The organism is Streptomyces sp. NPDC001634, from assembly GCF_040298185.1.
Classification (GTDB): domain Bacteria; phylum Actinomycetota; class Actinomycetes; order Streptomycetales; family Streptomycetaceae; genus Streptomyces.
Map to the genome: position 1 here is coordinate 62446 of NZ_JBEOZU010000040.1, position 20069 is coordinate 82514.

Below are 20069 nucleotides of genomic sequence, written 5' to 3' on the forward strand. Positions count from 1 at the left end.
TCAGGCTTGCTGGCAGTCCATCGGTAAGGCAGGTGCGCAGGGTCCAGGTGAAGACCCACGGCTATCGGGTGCTTGCACTTACCGTTCAGCCCGTAATGCTTACCCAGCTCTTCTCGGGTGCTGAACTCTTGGCGGCAGGAAACGCATTTCATCGAGCCGTCGAACTGCATGACGTAGTGACGCTTCATGGTGGTGACCTCCTGTGGTCGTGTGGTGGGTGAATGTCGTGGCGGCATCAGGTATGGGTGTGCCACGCGGTCTAGCGGGGGTGGGGGGTGCATTCATGTCTACCGGGAGCTGTTGACACCGGGCCGTACATGCCTACCGAGATCGAAGTATGTGGCGTCCCGTGCCGTGGGTGGTCAGTCGGGAATGTCGTGGCGACATGAGGGCATAAAGAAACCCCCGACCAACCAGAGTCAGCCGGGGGCTTCACCACACACCACTGTGGAGACTAGCCACACGAGAGGGAGTCTGAGCAACCCTCTACCTATAGAGAGACCCCCGACCGACCTACCCAGTCGGGGCGGGATCACAGTCGTTATCGATCCGTTATCTGGTCGGTCGGCACCCTCGAAGCAACCCTCTCACTATCTACGTAGGGTGAATCCTGGGCACTTTGTCAGGCAGGGGTCGCGAGTCGTTACCGATCTGTAATCTAGCCCGTCGGCATGCTCGGGGTTGGTGCCCTCACTTGTAGAACGGGGTGCTTCTTGAGCACTTTGTCAGGCAGGGGTCATCGATCGTTACCGTTCCGTGATGTGCGGGGGATGCCTGGCACGGCTCACACTCTCCCCGCTCATACAGAAAGGACCGCCGGGCAATGTCCCGGACGGTCCCTCCTGCTGCCTCTGTGGGGCTCTCAGCTAGCCCCTGGGGTAATCCCTCAGTACCGGTCCCCTAGCGCATGCACAGCGTCCACAGCCCTCTTGCTGGCCATGTCTGCCCCGTACCTCCTGAGCATGGCGGGAGACTTCCATCCACGCACGGCCATGATGTGTTCGCCCGGTACTCCTGCGGCTTTCAGGTCATCGGCCCAGGTGTGGCAGAACGAGTGAGGGGAGACCGCTGCCGGGTCGTAGTCGGCTTCCTTGGCCCTCTTCTTCACCATCCGGTACACCGACATGTAGACCATCGGCTTGCGTGACCGAGTGCCCAGCCACAGGAATGGAGTGCTGTCCCCTTCTGCGTGCTGCTCCCTGGCTCTGAGGTACCGGGTGAGGGCTTTCACCGTCTTGGGCTGGATCGGGATAACCCTGCCGTCGAGAGAGTTCCGGTCCATCTTGAGCGGGAGCACCACCAGCGTGTGACCCGCTAGATCCAGGTCCTGCACCCTGAGATTCAGCAACTCCTCTGCCCTGAGTCCTTCGGTGAGAACCCTGATGATCGCGTGGTCCCTCACGGTCTCGAAGTCCCTAGCCCTGCCGTTCCCTGTGGCTTTGAGCATGTCCGCCACGAACTCAGTGCTGAGGGTCTTCGGCTTACCCATGGGGGGCGTGGCGTACCGCTGTAGCTTCGGGTCCCTGTACGGGTTGGTTACCTCGTACTCCTCCTCCAGGTACTTGAACAGCGCCCTGAGATTCCTCTGAGCGGTATTCACCCCACCTGTGTAACCACCCTTTCCATCCTGGCTCTTGGGTACGTCGTGTTCCTGGTAGTACCAGCGGAAGAACCGGTTGAGAGTGGCTGTGTCAACGGCAGTGAAGTCCCCTGCCGTCTTCTGTGCGGTGAGCCAGTGATGGAGCTGGACTGCTGCGTACCGGTAGGCGTTGATGGTGCGTCGCTGGTACGGCCTGCCTGCCCTGTTGGTCGTGGTGGACAGGTGAAGTTCTAGCTCTGAGATCTGAGCCAGCCGGACATCCTCAGCCCCCTTGACTGCCCTCACTGCTCGGAGAGGTACAGGGGTCTGGGTGTCGGCTGCCGTGGCTCGCTGCTGTGCCCTGAGCGGACTCTTCGCCATGGGGTCTGGCTCCCTGGTTCAGCCCCTGTCGTGCGTAAGCCTGTGTTGCCTAGGCGTGTCACACATCGGGGCAGTGGACTGGTTGCCACCACCAGAGAGAGGGCCTGCTAGCCAGAGAGTCCCCAGGTCAGTGCATGTCTTGGAGGCCGTGGCGGGATTCGAACCCACGTAACTCGCTTTGCAGGCGAGTCCCTGAACCACTCGGGCACACGGCCAAGATCAGGTGCGGTACGGCTTGCCGCTGCCTCGTTCCGACCTGACGTATTGACCGTAGGGGCCGGTGGTCAAGGTGCTCAAGGGAATCCTCGGCGCTGCAATGGGACTGCCACACGCCGTTCATGAAAGCCCCGCCACTCATGAAGCCCCGCCGCTCATGAAGCCCCGCCGCTCATGAAGCCCCGCCGCTCATGAAGGCCCGAGTCGTACGACCAAGGTCCTAACCGATCACCGTCTCCGGACAGGAGTCAATCCACGCCGAGCCCCTTACGCTGACCTGCATGGCAGCCCTGGAACCCCGCGACACCGACGTCGCCCATGCCCCTTCCGTCGCAGCGGACGGCACCACCGGTGTGCTGAGCCGGCCGTACCGGGCGCTGAGTATCGGGATCGTCTCGGTCGTCCTGCTCATCGCCTTCGAGGCGACGGCGGTCGGCACCGCGATGCCGGTTGCGGCGCGGGAGCTGGACGGCGTGTCCCTGTACGCCTTCGCGTTCTCCGGGTACTTCACCACGAGCCTGTTCGGCATGGTCCTCGCCGGGCAGTGGTCGGACCGCAGCGGCCCGCTCGGCTCGCTGACCAGCGGCATCGCCGCCTTTGCGGCCGGACTGCTGCTGTCGGGGACGGCCGGGGCGATGTGGCTGTTCATTCTGGGACGGGCCGTGCAGGGGCTGGGCGGCGGCCTGGTGATCGTCGCCCTGTACGTGGTCGTGGGCCGGGCCTATCCGGAGCGGCTGCGGCCGGCCATCATGGCGGCGTTCGCGGCGAGCTGGGTGGTCCCGTCCGTGGTCGGCCCGCTGGCATCGGGCGCGGTGACCGAACAGCTGGGCTGGCGCTGGGTGTTCATCGGAATCCCCGCGCTGGTGGTCTTCCCGCTGGCGCTCGCGCTCCCACAGATACGGCGCCGGGCGGGCGGCCCCGCCAAGGAGGCCGTCCCGGCGCCCTTCGACGGCCGCCGTATCCGGCTGGCGCTCGGCATCTCGCTGGGCGCCGGACTTCTCCAGTACGCCGCCCAGGACATGAGCCGGTTCTCGCTCGTCCCGGGCGTCGCGGGTGCCGCCCTGCTCGTCCCGGCCGTGCTCGGGCTGCTGCCCCACGGCACCTACCGGGCGGCGCGGGGGCTGCCCTCCGTGGTGCTGCTGCGCGGTGTGGCGGCGGGCGCCTTCATCTCGGCGGAGAGCTTCGTGCCGCTGATGCTCGTCACACAGCGGGGGCTGTCGCCGACGCTGGCAGGGTTCTCGCTCGCGCCGGCCGGCGGCGCCTGGGCGCTGGGCTCGTACGTGCAGTCGAGGCCGCGTCTGGAACCGTACCGGGAGCGGCTGATGACGCTGGGCATGCTCCTCGTCGCCGCCGCGATCACCACGGTGCCCGGCGTTCTGATCCACTCGGTCCCCGTCTGGACCGTCGCCGTCGCCTGGGGATTCGGCTGCTTCGGCATGGGCCTGGTGATCTCCTCGACCAGCGTTCTGATGCTGCACCTGTCGGCCCCCGAGGAGGCGGGCGCCAACTCGGCCGCCCTGCAGATCTCCGACGGTCTCTCCAACGTCCTCCTGCTCGCGGCGGGCGGCGCCGCGTTCGCCGCGCTCGGCGGGGGCACGGTCGCGCACACGGCCACCGCTGCGAGCGCCACCGGCTCCCATCCGGCCGCCTTCGCCGCGGTGTTCCTGCCGATGGCGGTGGTGGCCCTGGTGGGGGCGTGGGTGACGACCCGGCTGCGGGAGCGGTGACCCGTCGGGGCCGCGTCCGGTGATCTGTGACCCGTGTCGCACCCGGGCCCGATGCGGCGTCGTTGAGCCGAGTGGCGGGTGAGCTCACCGGTAGGGTGGCCCGGTTGTCATACGTAGCCGAGCCGCCCGACCTTCCACCCCGGAGACCGTGACTACCACCGCCACCAGCTCCAGTTCCTCGCACTCGCACCACCTCTCTCCCGCCTTCCCCGGCCGCGCCCCCTGGGGCACGGCCGGCAAGCTGCGTGCCTGGCAGCAGGGGGCGATGGAGAAGTACGTCCAGGAGCAGCCGCGTGACTTCCTCGCCGTCGCCACCCCCGGCGCCGGCAAGACGACCTTCGCGCTGACGCTCGCGTCCTGGCTGCTGCACCACCACGTCGTGCAGCAGGTGACCGTGGTCGCGCCGACCGAGCACCTGAAGAAGCAGTGGGCGGAAGCGGCCGCGCGGATCGGGATCAAGCTCGACCCCGAGTACAGCGCCGGACCGCTCGGCCGGGAGTACCACGGCGTCGCCGTCACCTATGCGGGCGTCGGCGTCCGGCCCATGCTGCACCGCAACCGCGTCGAACAGCGCAAGACCCTCGTCATCCTCGACGAGATCCACCACGCGGGCGACTCCAAGTCCTGGGGCGAGGCCTGCCTGGAGGCGTTCGAGCCGGCGACGCGCCGACTCGCCCTCACCGGTACGCCCTTCCGGTCCGACACCAACCCCATCCCCTTCGTCGCCTACGAAGAGGGCAATGACGGCATCCGGCGGTCCGCCGCCGACTACACCTACGGGTACGGGTCCGCCCTCGCCGACGGGGTCGTCCGGCCCGTCATCTTCCTCTCCTACAGCGGCAATATGCGCTGGCGCACCAAGGCGGGCGACGAGATCGCCGCCCGGCTCGGCGAGCCCATGACCAAGGACGCCGTCAGCCAGGCCTGGCGCACCGCCCTCGATCCGCGCGGCGACTGGATGCCCAGCGTGCTGCGCGCCGCCGACCAGCGGCTGACCGAGGTCCGCAAGGCGATCCCGGACGCCGGCGCACTCGTCATCGCCTCCGACCAGGACTCGGCCCGCGCCTACGCCAAGCTCATCCGCGAGATCACCGGCCACAAGGCGACCCTCGTCCTGTCCGACGACACCGGTGCCTCGGACCGCATCGACGAGTTCAGCAGCAACGACGACCGCTGGATGGTCGCGGTGCGCATGGTGTCCGAGGGCGTCGACGTGCCCCGGCTGGCGGTCGGCGTGTACGCCACCACGATCTCGACACCTCTCTTCTTCGCCCAGGCCGTCGGCCGTTTCGTACGGTCCCGGCGGCGCGGCGAGACCGCCTCCGTGTTCCTCCCGACCGTCCCGGACCTCCTCACCTTCGCCAACGAGATGGAGGTCGAGCGCGACCACGTCCTCGACAAGCCGAAGAAGGGCGGCGAGGAGGAGGACCCGTACGCCGAGTCCGAGAAAGAGATGGACGAGGCCAACCGGGAGCAGGACGAGGACACCGGCGAGCAGGACATGCTGCCTTTCGAGGCGCTGGAGTCCGACGCCGTCTTCGACCGGGTCATGTACAACGGCGCCGAGTTCGGAATGCAGGCGCACCCGGGCAGCGAGGAGGAACAGGACTACCTGGGTATTCCGGGTCTTCTCGAGCCGGAGCAGGTGCAGTTGCTGCTGCAGAAACGGCAGGCCCGGCAGATCGCGCACAGCCGCAGGAAGCCGGACACGGAGGCCGACCTGCTCGAACTGCCCGCCGACCGGCGGCCCGTGGTCACCCACAAGGAATTGCTGGAACTGCGCAAGCAGCTCAACACGATGGTCGGCGCGTACGTCCACCAGAGCGGCAAGCCGCACGGCGTGATCCACAACGAGCTGCGCCGTGTGTGCGGAGGGCCGCCGAGTGCGGAGTGCACGGCGGGGCAGCTGCGGCAGCGGATCGCCAAGGTCCAGGAGTGGGCCACGCGTATGCGGTGACGCTGGGCGCTGAGCCCTGGCCGTGTGATGCCGGTTGTGTGTCGGGCGCGGGTCGTCCGTGGCTGGGCGCGCAGTTCCCCGCGCCCCTTTCAGGGCCCGCATGCCCCCAGTGCAGTCGTGGCCCTCCGTGTCCATACCCGCGCAAATCGAACCACTACGTACCGGCCACCGACCGGATTCTGGACGGAGCCTTCCGCTGAGCGAACTGGCTCGCTACTGTCCCGCTACGCACACGCCCCGTGGCAGCGCCGCCGCGGAGCGCAGCCGTGAAGCGACCGAGCCCGGGAACCACCGGGCCGCCGGCCGATCGGCGGCCTCTGAAGCGCGTCGCCGACGGGACTCGGCGTCGCATCCACCGCGAGGGGACCGCCGACCTCACCACTGAAGGAGTGGGCGTCGTGACCGCGGAGACCTCCCAGACGCTCGACCGGGGCCTGAGGGTCCTCAAGCTGCTCGCCGACACGGATCACGGGCTGACCGTCACCGAGCTGTCCAGCAAACTGGGCGTCAACCGGACCGTCGTGTACCGGTTGCTGGCCACCCTGGAGCAGCACTCCCTCGTACGCCGCGACCTCGGTGGCCGCGCCCGGGTCGGGCTCGGTGTGCTGCGCCTCGGCCGTCAGGTGCATCCTCTGGTGCGGGAGGCCGCCCTGCCGGCGCTGCGGGCGCTCGCCGAGGACATAGGTGCGACCGCGCACCTCACGCTCGTCGACGGGACGGAGGCGCTGGCCGTCGCCGTCGTCGAGCCGACCTGGACCGACTACCACGTGGCCTACCGCGCCGGCTTCCGCCATCCGCTCGACCGAGGAGCCGCCGGGCGCGCCATACTCGCGGCCCGTCAGCAGCCGGTCGCCGAGCCCGGATACACGCTCACGCACGGGGAGTTGGAAGCGGGCGCGAGCGGGGCCGCCGCGCCGCTGCTCGGGGTGACGGGGGTCGAGGGCAGCGTCGGGGTCGTGATGCTGTCGGACTCCGTACCGGAAAGGGTGGGGCTGCGGGTGGTGGACGCGGCTCGGGAGGTGGCGGAGGCGCTCCGCTGACCACCGCACGGCCGAGAACCCGGAGTTTCGTCCCCTCCATGGCTTGAGCCGACGGAGTCCCGCGCCCAGGCCTAGAGGTCCGCCAGCGTCCTCAACTGCAGCCACAGCACCAGCCGTTCGTCTGGATCGTCAAGGTCGATCCCGATGTGCTGCTGGGCCTGCCTGAGACGGTAGCGGCAGGTGTTGGGGTGCACCGCGAGCAGCTGTGCCGCGCCCGCCATGTCGCAGCCGGCCTCGAACCAGGCGAGCAGGGTGCGCGCGTACCCGGTGCCGTGCCCGGCGTCGTACGCGAGGACCTCCTGCCAGGCGCCCGTGGCCAACTCGCGCCGCCCGCCGAGTACTTCCGACAGCCGCAGCAGCGTGAGCCGGGGCCGCACCTGAGCCGCCGAGGCCACGGGCAGCTCCGGCCCGAGCACCCGCAGGACGAGGTCCGCATCGTCCCGGGAGGCCGGGACCCCGGCGAGCGAGGGCACCACCTCCCCGAGCCCGGCCCGCACCGGCATCCGCAGCGCCTGCCCCGCCCGCCGCACGATGTCCTCGGCCAGCCGCACATGCCGCTGTTCATGTGCTCGCCTCCGGGGCGCTGCAGCCGGCTCACGGGCCCCACCACGCTCCGCGGGTGCGGGCAGCATCGCGTAGACGACCCCGTCGACGAGCACGCACGCGTGCCGCCCGTAGCGCGCCTCGCACTGCAGCCGTACGAGGTCCAGCAGCCGCAGCGCGGTCTGCTCGCCGTCCGGCGCGGAGACGGGGGAGTCCAGGACGAACGCGGCCACCCTCACGGCCTCCAGGCCGAGCCGGTGCGTGGCGGCCGCCGGGTCGGCGGTGCCGTCGAGGAGGCGGCGCAGCAGATCGCCGTCCTGGTGCCGGGCCAGCTCCTGCGCGGCCCGCGCCCGCAGCAGGAGCAGCGCGGCCGTGGACGCGCCCTGCGCCAGCGCCTCCTCGGCGTCGGGCGCGAGCCTGCCGTCGTCCACGACCCAGAGCGAGCCGAGGGTCTCGCCACCGGCGCGGATGGCGACGGCGAGCCGCGGCAGGGCGTCCGCGAGCGCCGGCAGCCGTACCGGGCCCTGCGCGGCGAAGACCGTCCGGTACTGCTCGTTGTTCTCCGGGCTGCCCGGCACCTGGAGCCCGAGGATGCCCTGGCGGCGGTCCTCGTCCAGCGCCTGCCCGGGCACCGTCGAGTAGGCGAGGATCCGCTGCCGCGGGTCCTCGACCGCCGTGGCCCCGCCGACCGCCGCGGCCACCGCGTCGGCCAGCGCGAACAGCTCCCCGCGCGCGTCCCCGCCGCCGGTCGCCGCCGGGTGCGCGCCGATCGCCGACGCCAGCAGCAGATGCACCTGGTGCCAGGCCGCGTCCTCGTCCACGGACAGCAGCGCCACCCCGGCCGACTCCGCCTCGCCGACCGGCCCGTCCCCGCCGCGTACGACGACACCGGTCATCCCCGCCTCCGCGGCGGCCCGCGTCAGCGGCCCGGCCGCCGGGGCCCGTACGCCCACCGCCAGCAGCAGTGCGCCCGGCACCTGGGGGAGCGGGGCGTGCGCGTCGTACAGGAGCGCCTCGGTGACGGGCGCGGTCAGCCCGGCGGGTGCGGTGTGCAGCCGGACGGAGGGCTCGCCGATGACGTCCAGTAGATCACCGAGGGTGCAGACGTCCATGGGGTCCCTCGCTCGACGGATTGGCCGATCTCATCAGGAACGTACGCAGTCTTTGGCCTCGCGTACAACGTGGGGCGGTCATGGGCTGGCGAAACTCGACGCATGACAGCAGAGACGGACCACTCAGCTGCCCACAGGCATGCGGGGGAACTCGCGGACGCCGCCGCCCGCACCGCCGGTGTTCACCTGCGTACCGTGCACGACGTGGCCGGCCTGGCCGCCGTGGCCGACTTCTTCAGCGATGTGTGGCAGACGCCCCACAGCACCCCGCCCTACCCGGCCGAGGTGCTGCACAGCCTGGTGCACGCCGGTGGCGCCGTGCACGCCGCATTCGCCGGCGACCGGCTGGCCGGAGCGACGGTGGCCGTCTTCGGGCCGCCCGCCGCCGCGGAGGCGTACTCCCTGGTGGCGGCCGCCGACCGCGGCGTCGGGCACGCGGTGAAGCAGGCGCAGCGCGCCTGGGCCCTGGAGCGCGGTGCCCGCACCCTGCGCTGGACCTTCGACCCGCTCGTCGGGCGCAACGCCCGCTTCAACCTGGTCAAGCTGGGCGGAGCCGGCACCGAGTACCTGGTCGACTTCTACGGTCCGATGGCGGACGGCGTGAACGTCGGCGACGAGAGCGACCGGCTGACGGTGACCTGGGACCTGTTGGCGCCCCGGCGGCCGAAGGAGACGGGTGACCGCGCGGCCGCGCCCGTCATCGGCATGGCCCCGGACGGCGCCCTGCTCGCGCGCCGCTCCCAGGACGACCGGCACGTGTGGTGCCGCGTGCCCGGCGACATCGTCGCCCTGCGCGCCGCCGACCCCGCCCTCGCCCTGCGCTGGCGGCACGCCGTCCGCGACGTCTTCACGGAGGCCTTCGCGGACGGGTTCACGGCGACGGGCATGTCCCGGGACGGCTGGTACACGCTCACCCGCGAGGAGGACACCCCCGCATGAAGCTCGAACGCGTCGAGATCGTCCATGTGGCGATCCCGCTCGTCACGCCTTTCCGCACCTCGTTCGGCACGATGACGACGAAGGACACCTTCCTGCTCCACGTCGTCACCGACGCCGCCGAGGGCTGGTCGGAGTTCGCGGCCGACCCCGAGCCGCTGTACTGCTCGGAGTTCGTCGCGGGCGCCGAGCTCGTCCTGCGCGACTTCCTGCTGCCGCGCGTAGCCGCCCTGCCCCGGCTGACGACGGCCGTGCTTGCCCCGGCCATGGCGAAGACCAAGGGGCACGAGCTGGCGAAGGCGGCGCTGGAGACGGCGGTCCTCGACGCGGAACTGCGGGCGTACGGCATGCCGCTCGCGACCTGTCTGGGTGCGGTACGGGACCGGGTGCCGGCCGGGGTCTCGGTCGGCATCAAGGACTCCGTGCCACAGCTGCTGGACGACGTGGAGCGCTACCTCGCCGACGGGTACGTCCGCATCAAGCTGAAGATCGAACCCGGCTGGGACGTCGAACCCGTACGGGCCGTCCGCGAGCGCTTCGGGGACGCGCTGCCGCTCCAGGTCGACGCGAACACGGCGTACACGCTCGCCGACGCCGAGCACCTGCGGAAGCTGGACGAGTTCGGGCTGCTGCTGATCGAGGAGCCGTTGGAGGAGAACAACCTCCACGCCCATGCGCGGCTCCAGAAGCGCATCGCGACCCCGGTCTGTCTGGACGAGTCCCTGCACAACGCCCGTGACACCGCCTCCGCGATCGCCATGGACGCCTGCCGGGTCGTGAACGTGAAGCCCGCGCGGGTCGGCGGCTACCTGGAAGCCCGCCGCGTGCACGACGTGGCGCACGCGCACGGGGTCCCGGTGTGGTGCGGCGGCATGCTGGAGACGGGCATCGGCCGCGCGCCCAACCTCGCCCTGGCCGCCCTGCCCGGCTTCACGCTCCCCGGCGACACCTCGGCGTCCTCCCGCTACTTCGCCGAGGACATCACCGAGCCGTTCGTGCTCCAGGACGGCCATCTGCCGGTGCCGTCCGGGCCCGGGATCGGCGTCGCACCGCTCCCGGACGCGCTGCGGCGCTTCACCACCGCCCGGCGGGATGTGTACGGGGGCTGACCAGGACCTGGCCGGAAGTCACCGTCGCGTTAGATTGACCTCGTGCTCTCCAGTCTCTCGCGCCCCAAGGCCGTCGCCATCTGCGCCCTGCCCGTCGTGGCTCTGCTCGCCACGGCGGTGTTCGTGCCGCTGCCGTTCTCGGTGGCGCAGCCCGGCATGACGGCCAACGTCCTCGGCGCGAACCAGGGCGCCCAGGTGATCACGATCAGCGGGGCGCGCACCCGTACGACGACCGGCCAGCTGCGGATGACGACGATCGAGGCGACGGGCCCCGATGCGCGCGTCTCCCTCAGCGACGTGATCGACGGCTGGTTCCGCACGGACCGCGCGGTGATGCCGCGCGACTCGGTCTACCCGAGCGGCAACAGCGTCAAGGAGATCGAGAAGCACAACACCGCGCAGATGAAGCAGTCCCAGGACGCGGCGACCCGGGCGGCGCTGAAGTACCTGCACATCAGCGACAAGAACGTCAAGGTCACGCTGAAGCTCTCGGACGTCGGCGGCCCGAGCGCGGGCCTGCTGTTCACCCTCGGGATCATCGACAAGCTGGACGGCGACGGCGTCGGCGGCGACCTCACGGGCGGCCGCACCATCGCCGGTACGGGCACGATCGACGCGGCCGGAACGGTGGGCGCGGTCGGCGGGGTCGCCCTCAAGACGCAGGCCGCCCGCCGTGACGGCGCGACGGTCTTCCTGGTCCCGAAGGCGGAGTGCTCCGACGCGAAGGCGGAGCTGCCGAAGGGGCTGCGGCTGGTGCCGGTGACCACGCTGAAGGGCGCGGTCGACACGCTGGTGGCGCTGGAGAAGGGGAAGGGCTCGGTGCCGAGCTGCTAGACGGCGGCGGGCCTGGGCGCGGCGGCGAGCCGCAGGCCGACCTCGACGAGGGTCCAGCCGAGGCGTACGCGCAGGTCGCGGGGTTGCCGGGCCTCGACGGCGAGGCGGTGGGCCGCGGCCTGGGCCTGGAGCTCGGCGGCGCGGGCGTGGTGCAGGGCGAGGTGGGACTCGGGATGCATCGGCGGTGCCTTTCAGTCCGTGGTGATGGGGAAGGCGTGCGTGTGGATCCGTACCTGCGCGGCCTGTGGGTCGTTCTCGGCGGCAGCCAGACCGCGGTAGGTCTCAAGGAGGGCGTGCATCTTCTCGACGAGTTCGCGGGTGAGCTCGGGTGTGAGCCGTAGCGTCGCGCTGCTCATGTCCCAGACGCGGGACCACTCCTCGGGCCAGGCGTCGCGGTTGCCCAGCCACGTCGACAGATCCCGGGTCTGCGTGGTCGCGACCTCGTGGAGGTACAGGTCGGCGGCGCCGCGCACCTCCGGGCTCTTGTCCGTGAGGAGGGAGTCGTCGAACACCAGACCCCGGTGGACCGCCTTCCACCACCGCTCCCGCCCCTTGCCGCGTTCCGGCGCGTCCTCCACGAAGCCGTGCGCGGCGAGCTGACGGAGGTGGTAGCTGGTGGCACCGCTGGACTCGCCCAGTTTCTCGGCGAGTTGGGACGCGGTGGCCGGTCCACCGAAGCGCAAGGCGTCCAGCAGCCGCATGCGCAGCGGATGCGCGAGCCCGCGCAGTGAGCGGGCGTCGAGGTTGCGGATCTGCGAGTCCTGGGGCTCCTTCATGCGTACAAAGATAGCGTTGCAAAGAACCCGTTGCAACGGGTTCTTTGCAACCAACTCTTTGGATCCGAGTCCCCGGATCTGAGTCCCCGGAACTACCGGACCCTCAGCCCCGCTTGACGAACCGCGACCGCAGCAGCATCTCGGCCAGTGACGCCAGCCAGTCGACCAGGAGCGCGAGCGCGATCGTGAGGACCGCGCCGAGCACCAGCACCGGCATGTGCTGATGAGTGATCCCGGTCGTGATCAGCACACCCAGCCCGCCGCCTCCGGCGAAGGCCGCCAGGGTCGCCGTACCGACGTTGAGGACCAGCGCCGTCCGTACGCCCGCCAGGATCAGCGGGGCGGCCAACGGCAGTTCCATCCGCGTCAGCACGCCCAGCCGGGACATGCCGAGGCCGCGCGCGGCCTCCAGGAGCCTTTGGTCGTTCGCCTTCAGCCCGGTGATCGTGCGCGACAGCACCGGCAGGACGGCGTAGACGACCATGCCGACCAGGACCGCTTTGCGGCCGGTGCCCAGCCAGATCACCGGCAGCGCCAGCAGGCCGATCGCCGGGGCCGCGCGGCCCGTGGCGGCGATCGCCGCCACCGCCGGCATGACCCTGTGCAACGCCCTGCGGGTGAGCAGGATCCCCAGCGGAATCGCGATGATCAGCACGAGGAACGTGGCGATCGCGGTCAGTTCGACATGCCGCCACAGCGCCTGTGACACCTGTCCGGGCGCCACCGCGCTCGCGGAGGCCGGGTCCAGTCGGGCCTGCCGGAACCAGTGCCCGGTCGCGAGGAGCACCGCCACCAGCACCAGGGGCAGGATGGTCAGCTTCTGCCAGGTCACCAGTTGCTCCGGAGGACTCGGCACGGGCGGCGCTTCGATCTCTTGCTGCTCCTCCACCTTGAGTGTGGTCACTTCCGTCTCTCCTCGGGTTGCGCCGGTGCTCCGGGCCCCCTGGGGATGGTCAGCCGCCCGATCAGGACATATGTGCCGTCGAACAGCAGCGCGAGGGCGGCGATTCCGAGCGTGCCGGCGAGCACGTGGTTGAGCGCGTTCGCGCTACCGGGGGAGCCGAGGCCGCGGAAGATCTCGTTGCCGAGGCCGGGCCCGGAGGCGTACGCGGCGATCGCGGCGACACCCAGCAGCAGTTGTGTCGACGCCCGGATGCCGCTGAGGATCGGCGGCCAGGCGCGCGGCAGCTCCACGCGCGCGAGGCGTGCCATCCGTGACATCCCGTCGCCCCGGGCACTGTCCGCCGGCCACGGGTCCGCCGCGCGCAGCCCGACCACGGTGTTCCGCGCGATCGGCAGCAGGCCGCACAACGTCAGCGCGATGACCGTGGGTGCCACGCCCGGTCCCACGACCGGGACCAGCAGAGCGATCAGGGCGAGGGCCGGGACGGCGAGGAAGGTGGCCGCGGTGGCCGTGGCGAGGTGTCCGGCCCGCTCGGAGCCGCGGGCGGCGATGCCGATCAGCACCCCGAGGACCGTCGCGACGGCCATGCACTGCGCCACCACCACGGCGTGCAGACAGGCGTCCGTGAGCAACCGCTGGTGGTGGTGGCCCAGATACTCCCAGAAGCTCACACGCGTTCACCCCGGTCGGCTAGTTCCTCTCCCGGTCCTTTGCCGCCTGTTCCACCAGCGGGATGATCCGCAGCGGGACGGGGTTCTCCATGACGATCGCCGTGGCGGCCCGGACGATGCCATCAAAACCGACAACCCGGTCGATCACACGTTGGAGATCGGCATTCGAGCGGGCCACCAGGCGGCACAGCATGTCCCCGCTGCCGGTGGTGGTGTGCAGTTCGAGGACCTCCGGGACGGTCGCCAAGTGCGCCCGTACGTCCGGCCCTTGGCCCTGCCGGATCTGCAGCGTCGCGAACGCCGTGACGGGGTAGCCGAGCGCCGCCGGATCCACCTGAGGACCGAACCCGCGGATCACTCCGTTCGACTGAAGCCGGTCCAGCCGCGCCTGTACGGTGCCGCGCGCGACCCCGAGCCGCCGGGACATCTCCAGGACCCCGAGTCGCGGCTCCCGCGCCAGCAGCACGATGAGCCGGGCGTCCAGATGATCGATCGCCATACCGTGCTCCCAGATGGTCATCATGTACAGAACGCGCGCCGATACGGGCCCTTTGCTGAGCAGACTGCCCAGCCGAGAAGCAAACTATTGCGCACCTTGCGGGGAGGGGTGACGCTGCCGCTATGACGCAGACCACACACCACACCCCCGACACCGCGCGCGAGGCAGACCCCTTCCCGGTCAAGGGAATGGACGCGGTCGTCTTCGCCGTGGGCAACGCCAAGCAGGCCGCGCACTACTACTCCACCGCCTTCGGCATGCGGCTCGTGGCGTACTCCGGACCGGAGAACGGCAGCCGCGAGACCGCCTCGTACGTCCTGGAGAACGGCTCCGCCCGTTTTGTCTTCACCTCCGTCATCAAGCCCGCCACCGACTGGGGCCACTTCCTCGCCCGGCACGTGGCCGAGCACGGCGACGGCGTGATCGACCTCGCCATCGAGGTCCCGGACGTGCGCGCCGCGTACGCGTACGCCATCGAGCACGGCGCCCGCTCGCTCGCCGAGCCCTACGAGCTCAAGGACGAGCACGGCATCGTCGTCCTCGCCGCCATCGCCACCTACGGCGAGACCCGCCACACCCTGGTGGAGCGCACCGGCTACGACGGCCCCTACCTGCCCGGCTTCGTCGCCGCCGACCCGATGGTCGAGCCGCCCGCGCACCGCACCTTCCAGGCGATCGACCACTGCGTCGGCAATGTGGAACTCGGGCGGATGAACGACTGGGTCGGGTTCTACAACCGGGTCATGGGCTTCACGAACATGAAGGAGTTCGTGGGCGACGACATCGCGACCGAGTACAGCGCGCTGATGTCCAAGGTCGTCGCCGACGGGACGCTCAAGGTCAAGTTCCCGATCAACGAGCCGGCCATCGCCAAGAAGAAGTCCCAGATCGACGAGTACCTGGAGTTCTACGGCGGCCCCGGCGTCCAGCACATCGCGCTCAACACGAACGACATCGTGCGGACCGTACGGACGATGCGGGCGGCCGGCGTGCAGTTCCTCGACACCCCGGACTCGTACTACGACACCCTCGGCGAATGGGTGGGCGACACCCGTGTGCCCGTCGAGACCCTGCGCGAACTGAAGATCCTCGCCGACCGCGACGAGGACGGCTATCTGCTGCAGATCTTCACCAAGCCGGTCCAGGACCGTCCGACGGTCTTCTTCGAGATCATCGAGCGCCACGGCTCCATGGGCTTCGGCAAGGGCAACTTCAAGGCCCTGTTCGAGGCGATCGAGCGGGAGCAGGCCAAGCGCGGGAACCTGTGAATCCGTAGCAGCACCGGCAGCCATCGCGTGCCGGGGGAATCTCCTGTCCCGCGGACGCCACGGGGGCGGCGCCCGCGGGACACGGCCCCCCTTCCCACTGCCTGGACGGTTCCCACTGCCTGGACGGTCAGCGCTCCCGCGTCGGCACCGTCTCCTGTGGCGGTTCCCCCGCTTCCCCCAGCGCCGCCTCCGCCGCCGGCGCCAGCAGCGGGGAGAAGTGCGGGTTGATGCGCAGCGCCTGCACGAAATGGCGGCGGGCCGGGCCCGTCCGCTTCAGGTCCAGCTCGATCTCCGCACGGTGGTACGTGTACAGGGCACTCTGCACCCCGCCCCCGCGCTCCCGGTCCGTCGCCCGGGTCGCGAACACCAGCGCCTGCTCGCCCTCCCCGGCCCGGTACAGCGCCCACCCCAGCGCGTCCGCCACCGGGATGCCCGGCTGCCTCTTCCACTCCTTCCGCAGCCGCCGCACCGCCTTGTGCGGATCGCCGTGGTCCGCCTCCAACAGCCCCAGCACCAGCGCGTCGTCCACCCCGCCCGCCTCGTCCTTCCGCACCCGCTCCCGCACCAGGTCGTACTGCTCCTTCGCCGCTTCCTCGTCACCCAGCGACGCGTACAACTCGCCCAGCTCCAGCGGGTACCGCGGATCCGGCTGCTTCGCGAACGCCGCCCGGTACGCCTCCAGCGCCTGAGAGGTCCGCCCGAGCGCGGCCGGCGCCCGCCCCCGCCCGGCCAGGGCCGCGTGCGCGCCGGAGTCGGTGCGCACCGCCGCCTCGAAGTACCGCAGCGCCTCGGCCGGCTCCCCCCGCTCCCACTCCAGTTCACCGCACCGCACCCAGTACGCCGCCCGCTCGGCGCGCCCTCCCGCCCGCGCCACCGCATCCGTCAGCGAGGCCGTCGCGTCCTCGTGCCGCCCCTGGCCCCAGTACACCCGCGCGGCCACGGCCGTCGCCGCGGGACCGTGCCGCAGCGCGAGCAGCCGGTCCAGCGTGCGGCGTTGGGCCTTGTAGTCGCCGAGCCCGGCGTACGCCTCGATCAGCGACGGGTACGCGGTCCACATCTTCGGCGCGGCTCCCACCGCCGCCTCGCCCCACTGCTTCGCCGCCCGGTAGTCCCGGCGCGCGTTCGCCGGCGCGGCCAGCCCGGCCAGCGCCTCCTCGTTGCGGCGCCCACGCACCTTCAGCGAGGTCCGCAGCGCCCTCTCGGCCCTGGGGTAGTTCCCGGCGTCCGCCGTTCGCGCGCCCCGCTCCACGTACGCCGCCCCGAGCAGCGCCCAGGCCCGCGCATCACCCGGACGGTTCCGCAGATACGTCTCCCGGTCCGCCACGAACGCCGCCAGATCGGGCAGCGCGGCCGGCACCCCCGCGCTCACCGCGGCCCTGGCCCGTGCCACGGCCCCCGGCGCGGGCACCGCCTCTTCCTCCCCGGCCGGCAACAGCACCAGCACACCGCCGAGGACGGCGGATCCCATCAGCGAGGCGAGCAGCGCACGCCGGACGGTGCGGGCGCGGCGGGGGCGGGACGCACCCGGCTGTTCGTTCTCCATGCCGCACACCATGCGCCAGTACGCGGGCCGGCTTCGGGCACCCGAAGCCCGTAGCGGAGTGGTTTCACAGCGATGGGCCCGCCGGGCGCCGCCCTCCGCCCGTGCCGCGCGCCGACGGGGTTCACACCGCTGCCCCCGGGTGCGACGCTGTGATCATGAGCCGTATCGAAGCCCCGCGCGACGAAGTCACCGGCAACCTCCTCGACCGCCTCCGGACCGGTCTGCCGGACGAGGCCGTCCTGACCGACCCCGACGTCACGGCCTCGTACGCGAACGACATGGCGAGCTTCTGCGCGGCCGGCACCCCGGCGGTGGTCGTGCTGCCGCGCACCGTCGAGCAGGTCCAGCACATCATGCGGACCGCCACCGAACTGCGCGTCCCGGTCGTCCCGCAGGGCGCCCGCACCGGTCTGTCGGGCGGGGCCAACGCCTCCGACGGCTGCGTCGTGCTCTCGCTGACCAAGATGGACCGCATCCTGGAGATCAGTCCGGTCGACCGCATCGCCGTCGTCGAGCCCGGCGTCATCAACGCCACGCTCTCCCGCGCGGTGAACGAACACGGCCTGTACTACCCGCCGGACCCCTCCAGCTGGGAGATGTGCACGATCGGCGGCAACATCGGCACGGCCTCCGGCGGTCTGTGCTGTGTGAAGTACGGGGTGACGGCCGAGTACGTCCTCGGCCTGGACGTCGTCCTCGCCGACGGTCGCCTGATGTCCACCGGCCGCCGCACCGCCAAGGGCGTCGCCGGTTACGACCTCACCCGGCTCTTCGTCGGCTCCGAGGGCTCGCTCGGCATCGTCGTCCGGGCGATCCTCGCCCTGAAGCCCAAGCCGCCCCAGCAGCTGGTGCTGGCCGCGGAGTTCGCGTCGGCGGCCGCCGCCTGCGACGCCGTGTGCCGGATCATGGAGGGAGGACACGTGCCGTCGCTCCTCGAACTGATGGACCGTACGACCGTGAAGGCCGTCAACGACCTGGCGCACATGGGCCTCCCGGAGACCACGGAAGCCCTGCTGCTCGCCGCCTTCGACACCCCGGACCCGGCCGCCGACCTCGCCGCGGTCGGCGCGCTGTGCGAGGCCGCGGGCGCCACCCAGGTCGTACCGGCCGACGACGCGGCCGAGTCCGAACTGCTCCTGAAGGCACGGCGGTTGTCGCTCACCGCGCTGGAGGCGGTCAAGGGCACGACGATGATCGACGACGTGTGCGTGCCCCGCTCCCGGCTCGGCGAGATGCTCGAAGGGGTCGAGCGGATCGCCGAGAAGTACCGGCTCACCATCGGGGTCTGCGCGCACGCCGGCGACGGCAACACGCACCCGACCGTCTGCTTCGACGCGCAGGACCCCGACGAGTCCCGGCGCGCCCGCGAGTCCTTCGACGAGATCATGGCCCTCGGCCTGGAGCTCGGCGGCACGATCACCGGCGAGCACGGCGTGGGCGTCCTGAAGAAGGAGTGGCTGGCGCGCGAGATCGGGCCGGTGGGCGTGGAGATGCAGCGAGCGGTCAAACAGGTCTTCGACCCGCTGGGCATCCTCAACCCCGGCAAGCTCTTCTGACCCGCCCCGCTCACACGCCGCCCCCGGCTCACTCACCGTCCTTCAACTCGTCGTGCAGCCACAGGTCGTCCGCTGCCGCCGGGGCGAGCAGTTCGGCGAGGCCGTCGTCGATGCCGAGCCGCCTGGACTCCGTGCCGGGCGGGACCAGCCGCAGCGTGCGCTCCAGCCAGGCCGACACCGGGGCGGCGGGCGCTTCCAGCAGGGCGTCCCCGCCCGGTGAATTCAGCGCTATCAGCACGGCGCTGCGCCCCCCGGCCTTCGCCGGCCACACCCGCACATCCCCGTGCCCGCACGGTCTGAACACCCCCTCGACCAGCAGCTCGCGGGCGAAGGTCCAGCTCACGGGGTGGTCGGAGTTGATATGGAAGGTGATGTGGACGGCGTACGGGTCGTCGGTGCGGTAACCGAGCCTGGCCGGGACGGGGACGCTGCGCTCGGGCGACAGGACCAGCTTGAGCTCCAGCTCGCGTTCGACCATGGTGTGCATGTCGTGCGGTTCCTCTCTGTACGGGGCCGTCGGGTCGGCCGGTACGAGGGAGAGCACGAAGGTGCCGGAAGCATTACGCGACTTTCGGAGATTTTCTTTCGGGGTGTGTTCCATGTGTGTGAAGGGCGTGCGCGGTGTCGCCCGGAAAGGGTCGGGTACGGACGGAGCGGCAGTGGCTTGTGTCCCCGTCTGATAGATGTGGAGGCTCCAATGAACCCCCGAGCAGATACGGGACGACGGATATGAGCGCCCCAACTCCGGCCCCCGGTGACGACAGACCCCGCGAAGGTTATTACCCGGATCCGTCCATTCCTGGATATGTCCGTTACTGGAACGGCGCCGCCTGGGTACCGGGCACCAGCAGGCCGGCGCCCACCGACGGCCGGCCGCTCTCCCCGCCGCCCAGCGCGCGGCCCACGCAGCCCTCGGTCGAGGAGACCGGGCCGCACTTCTTCGACGAGGACCCGGTCGACGAGCCCCAGCCGGTGAGCCCGGCCGAGGCCCAGCACGGCAGCCGTCCGGAGCCCGCCTCGGCCTGGGGCGCCGACCGCTCCCAGCAGTCCGGCTTCGGCGGCGAGCAGGACCGCCGGGTGTCATGGGGCGCGCCCCAGGGCGCCGATCCGAGGGCTGCTCTCGCGGACCGGCCCGACGGACCGGCGACCCGTACGGACGGCTCGGCGACGATCCCGCCCGCCGACGCCTCGGCCGGGACCGACTCCGGCTCCGGTTCCTCCCCGGCCCCCGACGGCACGGTCGTGTTCCGCCGGCAGCCGCGTGGCGAGGGCGGCGGGGCGGCGGCCCGGGACACCTCCGGCACCGGTGGCCCCGCCCCTGCCGAGGGCACCATGGCGTTCCGTGCGCTGGCCCCGCGCACGGGGGAGCAGGGCGGCAGCACGGGGGCGGCCGGTTCCGGGCAGCCCGCAGCGGCGCG

General features: G+C 71.1%; 18 protein-coding genes and 1 tRNA gene. 9 read left to right on the forward strand and 10 right to left on the reverse strand.

Annotated features, from left to right (window positions below; translation table 11 throughout):
- Window positions 1-886: 886 nt before the first annotated feature.
- Together ABT186_RS25800 and ABT186_RS25805 are read right to left on the reverse strand one after the other, a co-directional pair.
- Complete coding sequence (locus ABT186_RS25800; protein WP_351927031.1) at window positions 887-1960, reverse strand: tyrosine-type recombinase/integrase; 1074 nt, start codon at window positions 1958-1960, stop codon at window positions 887-889.
- A 140-nt stretch (window positions 1961-2100) separates the two neighbouring features.
- Window positions 2101-2175, reverse strand: a tRNA-Cys gene (locus ABT186_RS25805).
- Between the two features lie 282 nt (window positions 2176-2457).
- Between ABT186_RS25805 and ABT186_RS25810 the strand changes: the two genes are divergently transcribed.
- From ABT186_RS25810 to ABT186_RS25820, 3 genes are all read left to right on the forward strand, one after another.
- Window positions 2458-3903: an MFS transporter gene (locus tag ABT186_RS25810; protein ID WP_351233853.1), complete on the forward strand. Its 1446-nt coding sequence runs from the start codon at window positions 2458-2460 to the stop codon at window positions 3901-3903.
- A gap of 148 nt (window positions 3904-4051) precedes the next feature.
- Window positions 4052-5860, forward strand: a complete 1809-nt coding sequence (locus ABT186_RS25815; RefSeq protein WP_351233855.1) for a DEAD/DEAH box helicase — start codon at window positions 4052-4054, stop codon at window positions 5858-5860.
- Between the two features lie 398 nt (window positions 5861-6258).
- Window positions 6259-6900, forward strand: a complete 642-nt coding sequence (locus tag ABT186_RS25820) for an IclR family transcriptional regulator (RefSeq protein ID WP_351233857.1) — start codon at window positions 6259-6261, stop codon at window positions 6898-6900.
- Window positions 6901-6971: 71 nt separating this feature from the next.
- Here ABT186_RS25820 and ABT186_RS25825 read toward each other — a convergent pair whose 3' ends face one another.
- Window positions 6972-8555 (reverse strand): PucR family transcriptional regulator, encoded by a 1584-nt coding sequence (locus ABT186_RS25825; protein ID WP_351927033.1) that lies wholly within the window; start codon window positions 8553-8555, stop codon window positions 6972-6974.
- 102 nt (window positions 8556-8657) lie between these two features.
- On the opposite strand from ABT186_RS25825, the gene ABT186_RS25830 reads away from it, so the two are divergent.
- The 3 genes from ABT186_RS25830 to ABT186_RS25840 are packed head-to-tail and all read left to right on the forward strand — an operon-like array spanning window position 8658 to window position 11434.
- Window positions 8658-9494: a chorismate synthase gene (locus tag ABT186_RS25830; RefSeq protein WP_351927034.1), complete on the forward strand. Its 837-nt coding sequence runs from the start codon at window positions 8658-8660 to the stop codon at window positions 9492-9494.
- On the forward strand, window positions 9491-10600 hold the full coding sequence (gene menC / locus ABT186_RS25835) for an o-succinylbenzoate synthase (protein WP_351927036.1): 1110 nt from the start codon (window positions 9491-9493) through the stop codon (window positions 10598-10600). The genes ABT186_RS25830 and menC overlap by 4 nt, the downstream gene beginning before the upstream one ends.
- 42 nt (window positions 10601-10642) lie before the next feature.
- Complete coding sequence (locus ABT186_RS25840; RefSeq protein ID WP_351233010.1) at window positions 10643-11434, forward strand: S16 family serine protease; 792 nt, start codon at window positions 10643-10645, stop codon at window positions 11432-11434.
- Here the strand turns inward: ABT186_RS25840 and ABT186_RS25845 are convergent.
- The 5 genes from ABT186_RS25845 to ABT186_RS25865 all read right to left on the reverse strand — a co-directional run bounded on the left by ABT186_RS25845 (window position 11431) and on the right by ABT186_RS25865 (window position 14284).
- Window positions 11431-11613 carry a hypothetical protein gene (locus tag ABT186_RS25845; protein WP_351233012.1) on the reverse strand — a complete coding sequence of 61 codons (183 nt, stop codon included), beginning with the start codon at window positions 11611-11613 and terminating at the stop codon, window positions 11431-11433. The two genes, ABT186_RS25840 and ABT186_RS25845, sit on opposite strands and share 4 nt — an antisense overlap.
- Window positions 11614-11625: 12 nt before the next feature.
- The gene (locus ABT186_RS25850; RefSeq protein ID WP_351233014.1) at window positions 11626-12210 is read right to left on the reverse strand and encodes an ArsR/SmtB family transcription factor; all 585 of its coding nucleotides are present in this window, start codon (window positions 12208-12210) and stop codon (window positions 11626-11628) included.
- A gap of 103 nt (window positions 12211-12313) precedes the next feature.
- Entirely contained in the window at window positions 12314-13114 is an 801-nt protein-coding gene (locus tag ABT186_RS25855; RefSeq protein ID WP_351233016.1) for an ABC transporter permease, read from the reverse strand.
- A complete protein-coding gene (locus ABT186_RS25860) occupies window positions 13111-13785 on the reverse strand; it encodes an ABC transporter permease (RefSeq protein WP_351233018.1) in 675 nt (224 codons plus the stop codon). The genes ABT186_RS25855 and ABT186_RS25860 overlap by 4 nt, the downstream gene beginning before the upstream one ends.
- Before the next feature lie 19 nt (window positions 13786-13804).
- Window positions 13805-14284 (reverse strand): Lrp/AsnC family transcriptional regulator, encoded by a 480-nt coding sequence (locus ABT186_RS25865; RefSeq protein WP_351233020.1) that lies wholly within the window; start codon window positions 14282-14284, stop codon window positions 13805-13807.
- A 122-nt stretch (window positions 14285-14406) separates the two neighbouring features.
- Here ABT186_RS25865 and hppD point away from each other — a divergent pair, with 122 nt between their 5' ends.
- Window positions 14407-15552, forward strand: coding sequence for a 4-hydroxyphenylpyruvate dioxygenase (hppD, locus tag ABT186_RS25870; protein WP_351233022.1), 1146 nt, complete (start codon window positions 14407-14409; stop codon window positions 15550-15552).
- A 127-nt stretch (window positions 15553-15679) separates the two neighbouring features.
- On the opposite strand, the gene ABT186_RS25875 is transcribed toward hppD, so the two are convergent.
- Window positions 15680-17095 (reverse strand): tetratricopeptide repeat protein, encoded by a 1416-nt coding sequence (locus tag ABT186_RS25875; RefSeq protein WP_351927038.1) that lies wholly within the window; start codon window positions 17093-17095, stop codon window positions 15680-15682.
- Between the two features lie 149 nt (window positions 17096-17244).
- Between ABT186_RS25875 and ABT186_RS25880 the strand changes: the two genes are divergently transcribed.
- Window positions 17245-18651 carry an FAD-binding oxidoreductase gene (locus ABT186_RS25880; protein ID WP_351233024.1) on the forward strand — a complete coding sequence of 469 codons (1407 nt, stop codon included), beginning with the start codon at window positions 17245-17247 and terminating at the stop codon, window positions 18649-18651.
- A gap of 28 nt (window positions 18652-18679) precedes the next feature.
- On the opposite strand, the gene ABT186_RS25885 is transcribed toward ABT186_RS25880, so the two are convergent.
- Window positions 18680-19138: an SsgA family sporulation/cell division regulator gene (locus tag ABT186_RS25885; RefSeq protein ID WP_351233026.1), complete on the reverse strand. Its 459-nt coding sequence runs from the start codon at window positions 19136-19138 to the stop codon at window positions 18680-18682.
- 242 nt (window positions 19139-19380) lie between these two features.
- Between ABT186_RS25885 and ABT186_RS25890 the strand changes: the two genes are divergently transcribed.
- The coding region (locus tag ABT186_RS25890) for a DUF2510 domain-containing protein (RefSeq protein ID WP_351927040.1) at window positions 19381-20069 on the forward strand (689 nt) is incomplete at its 3' end.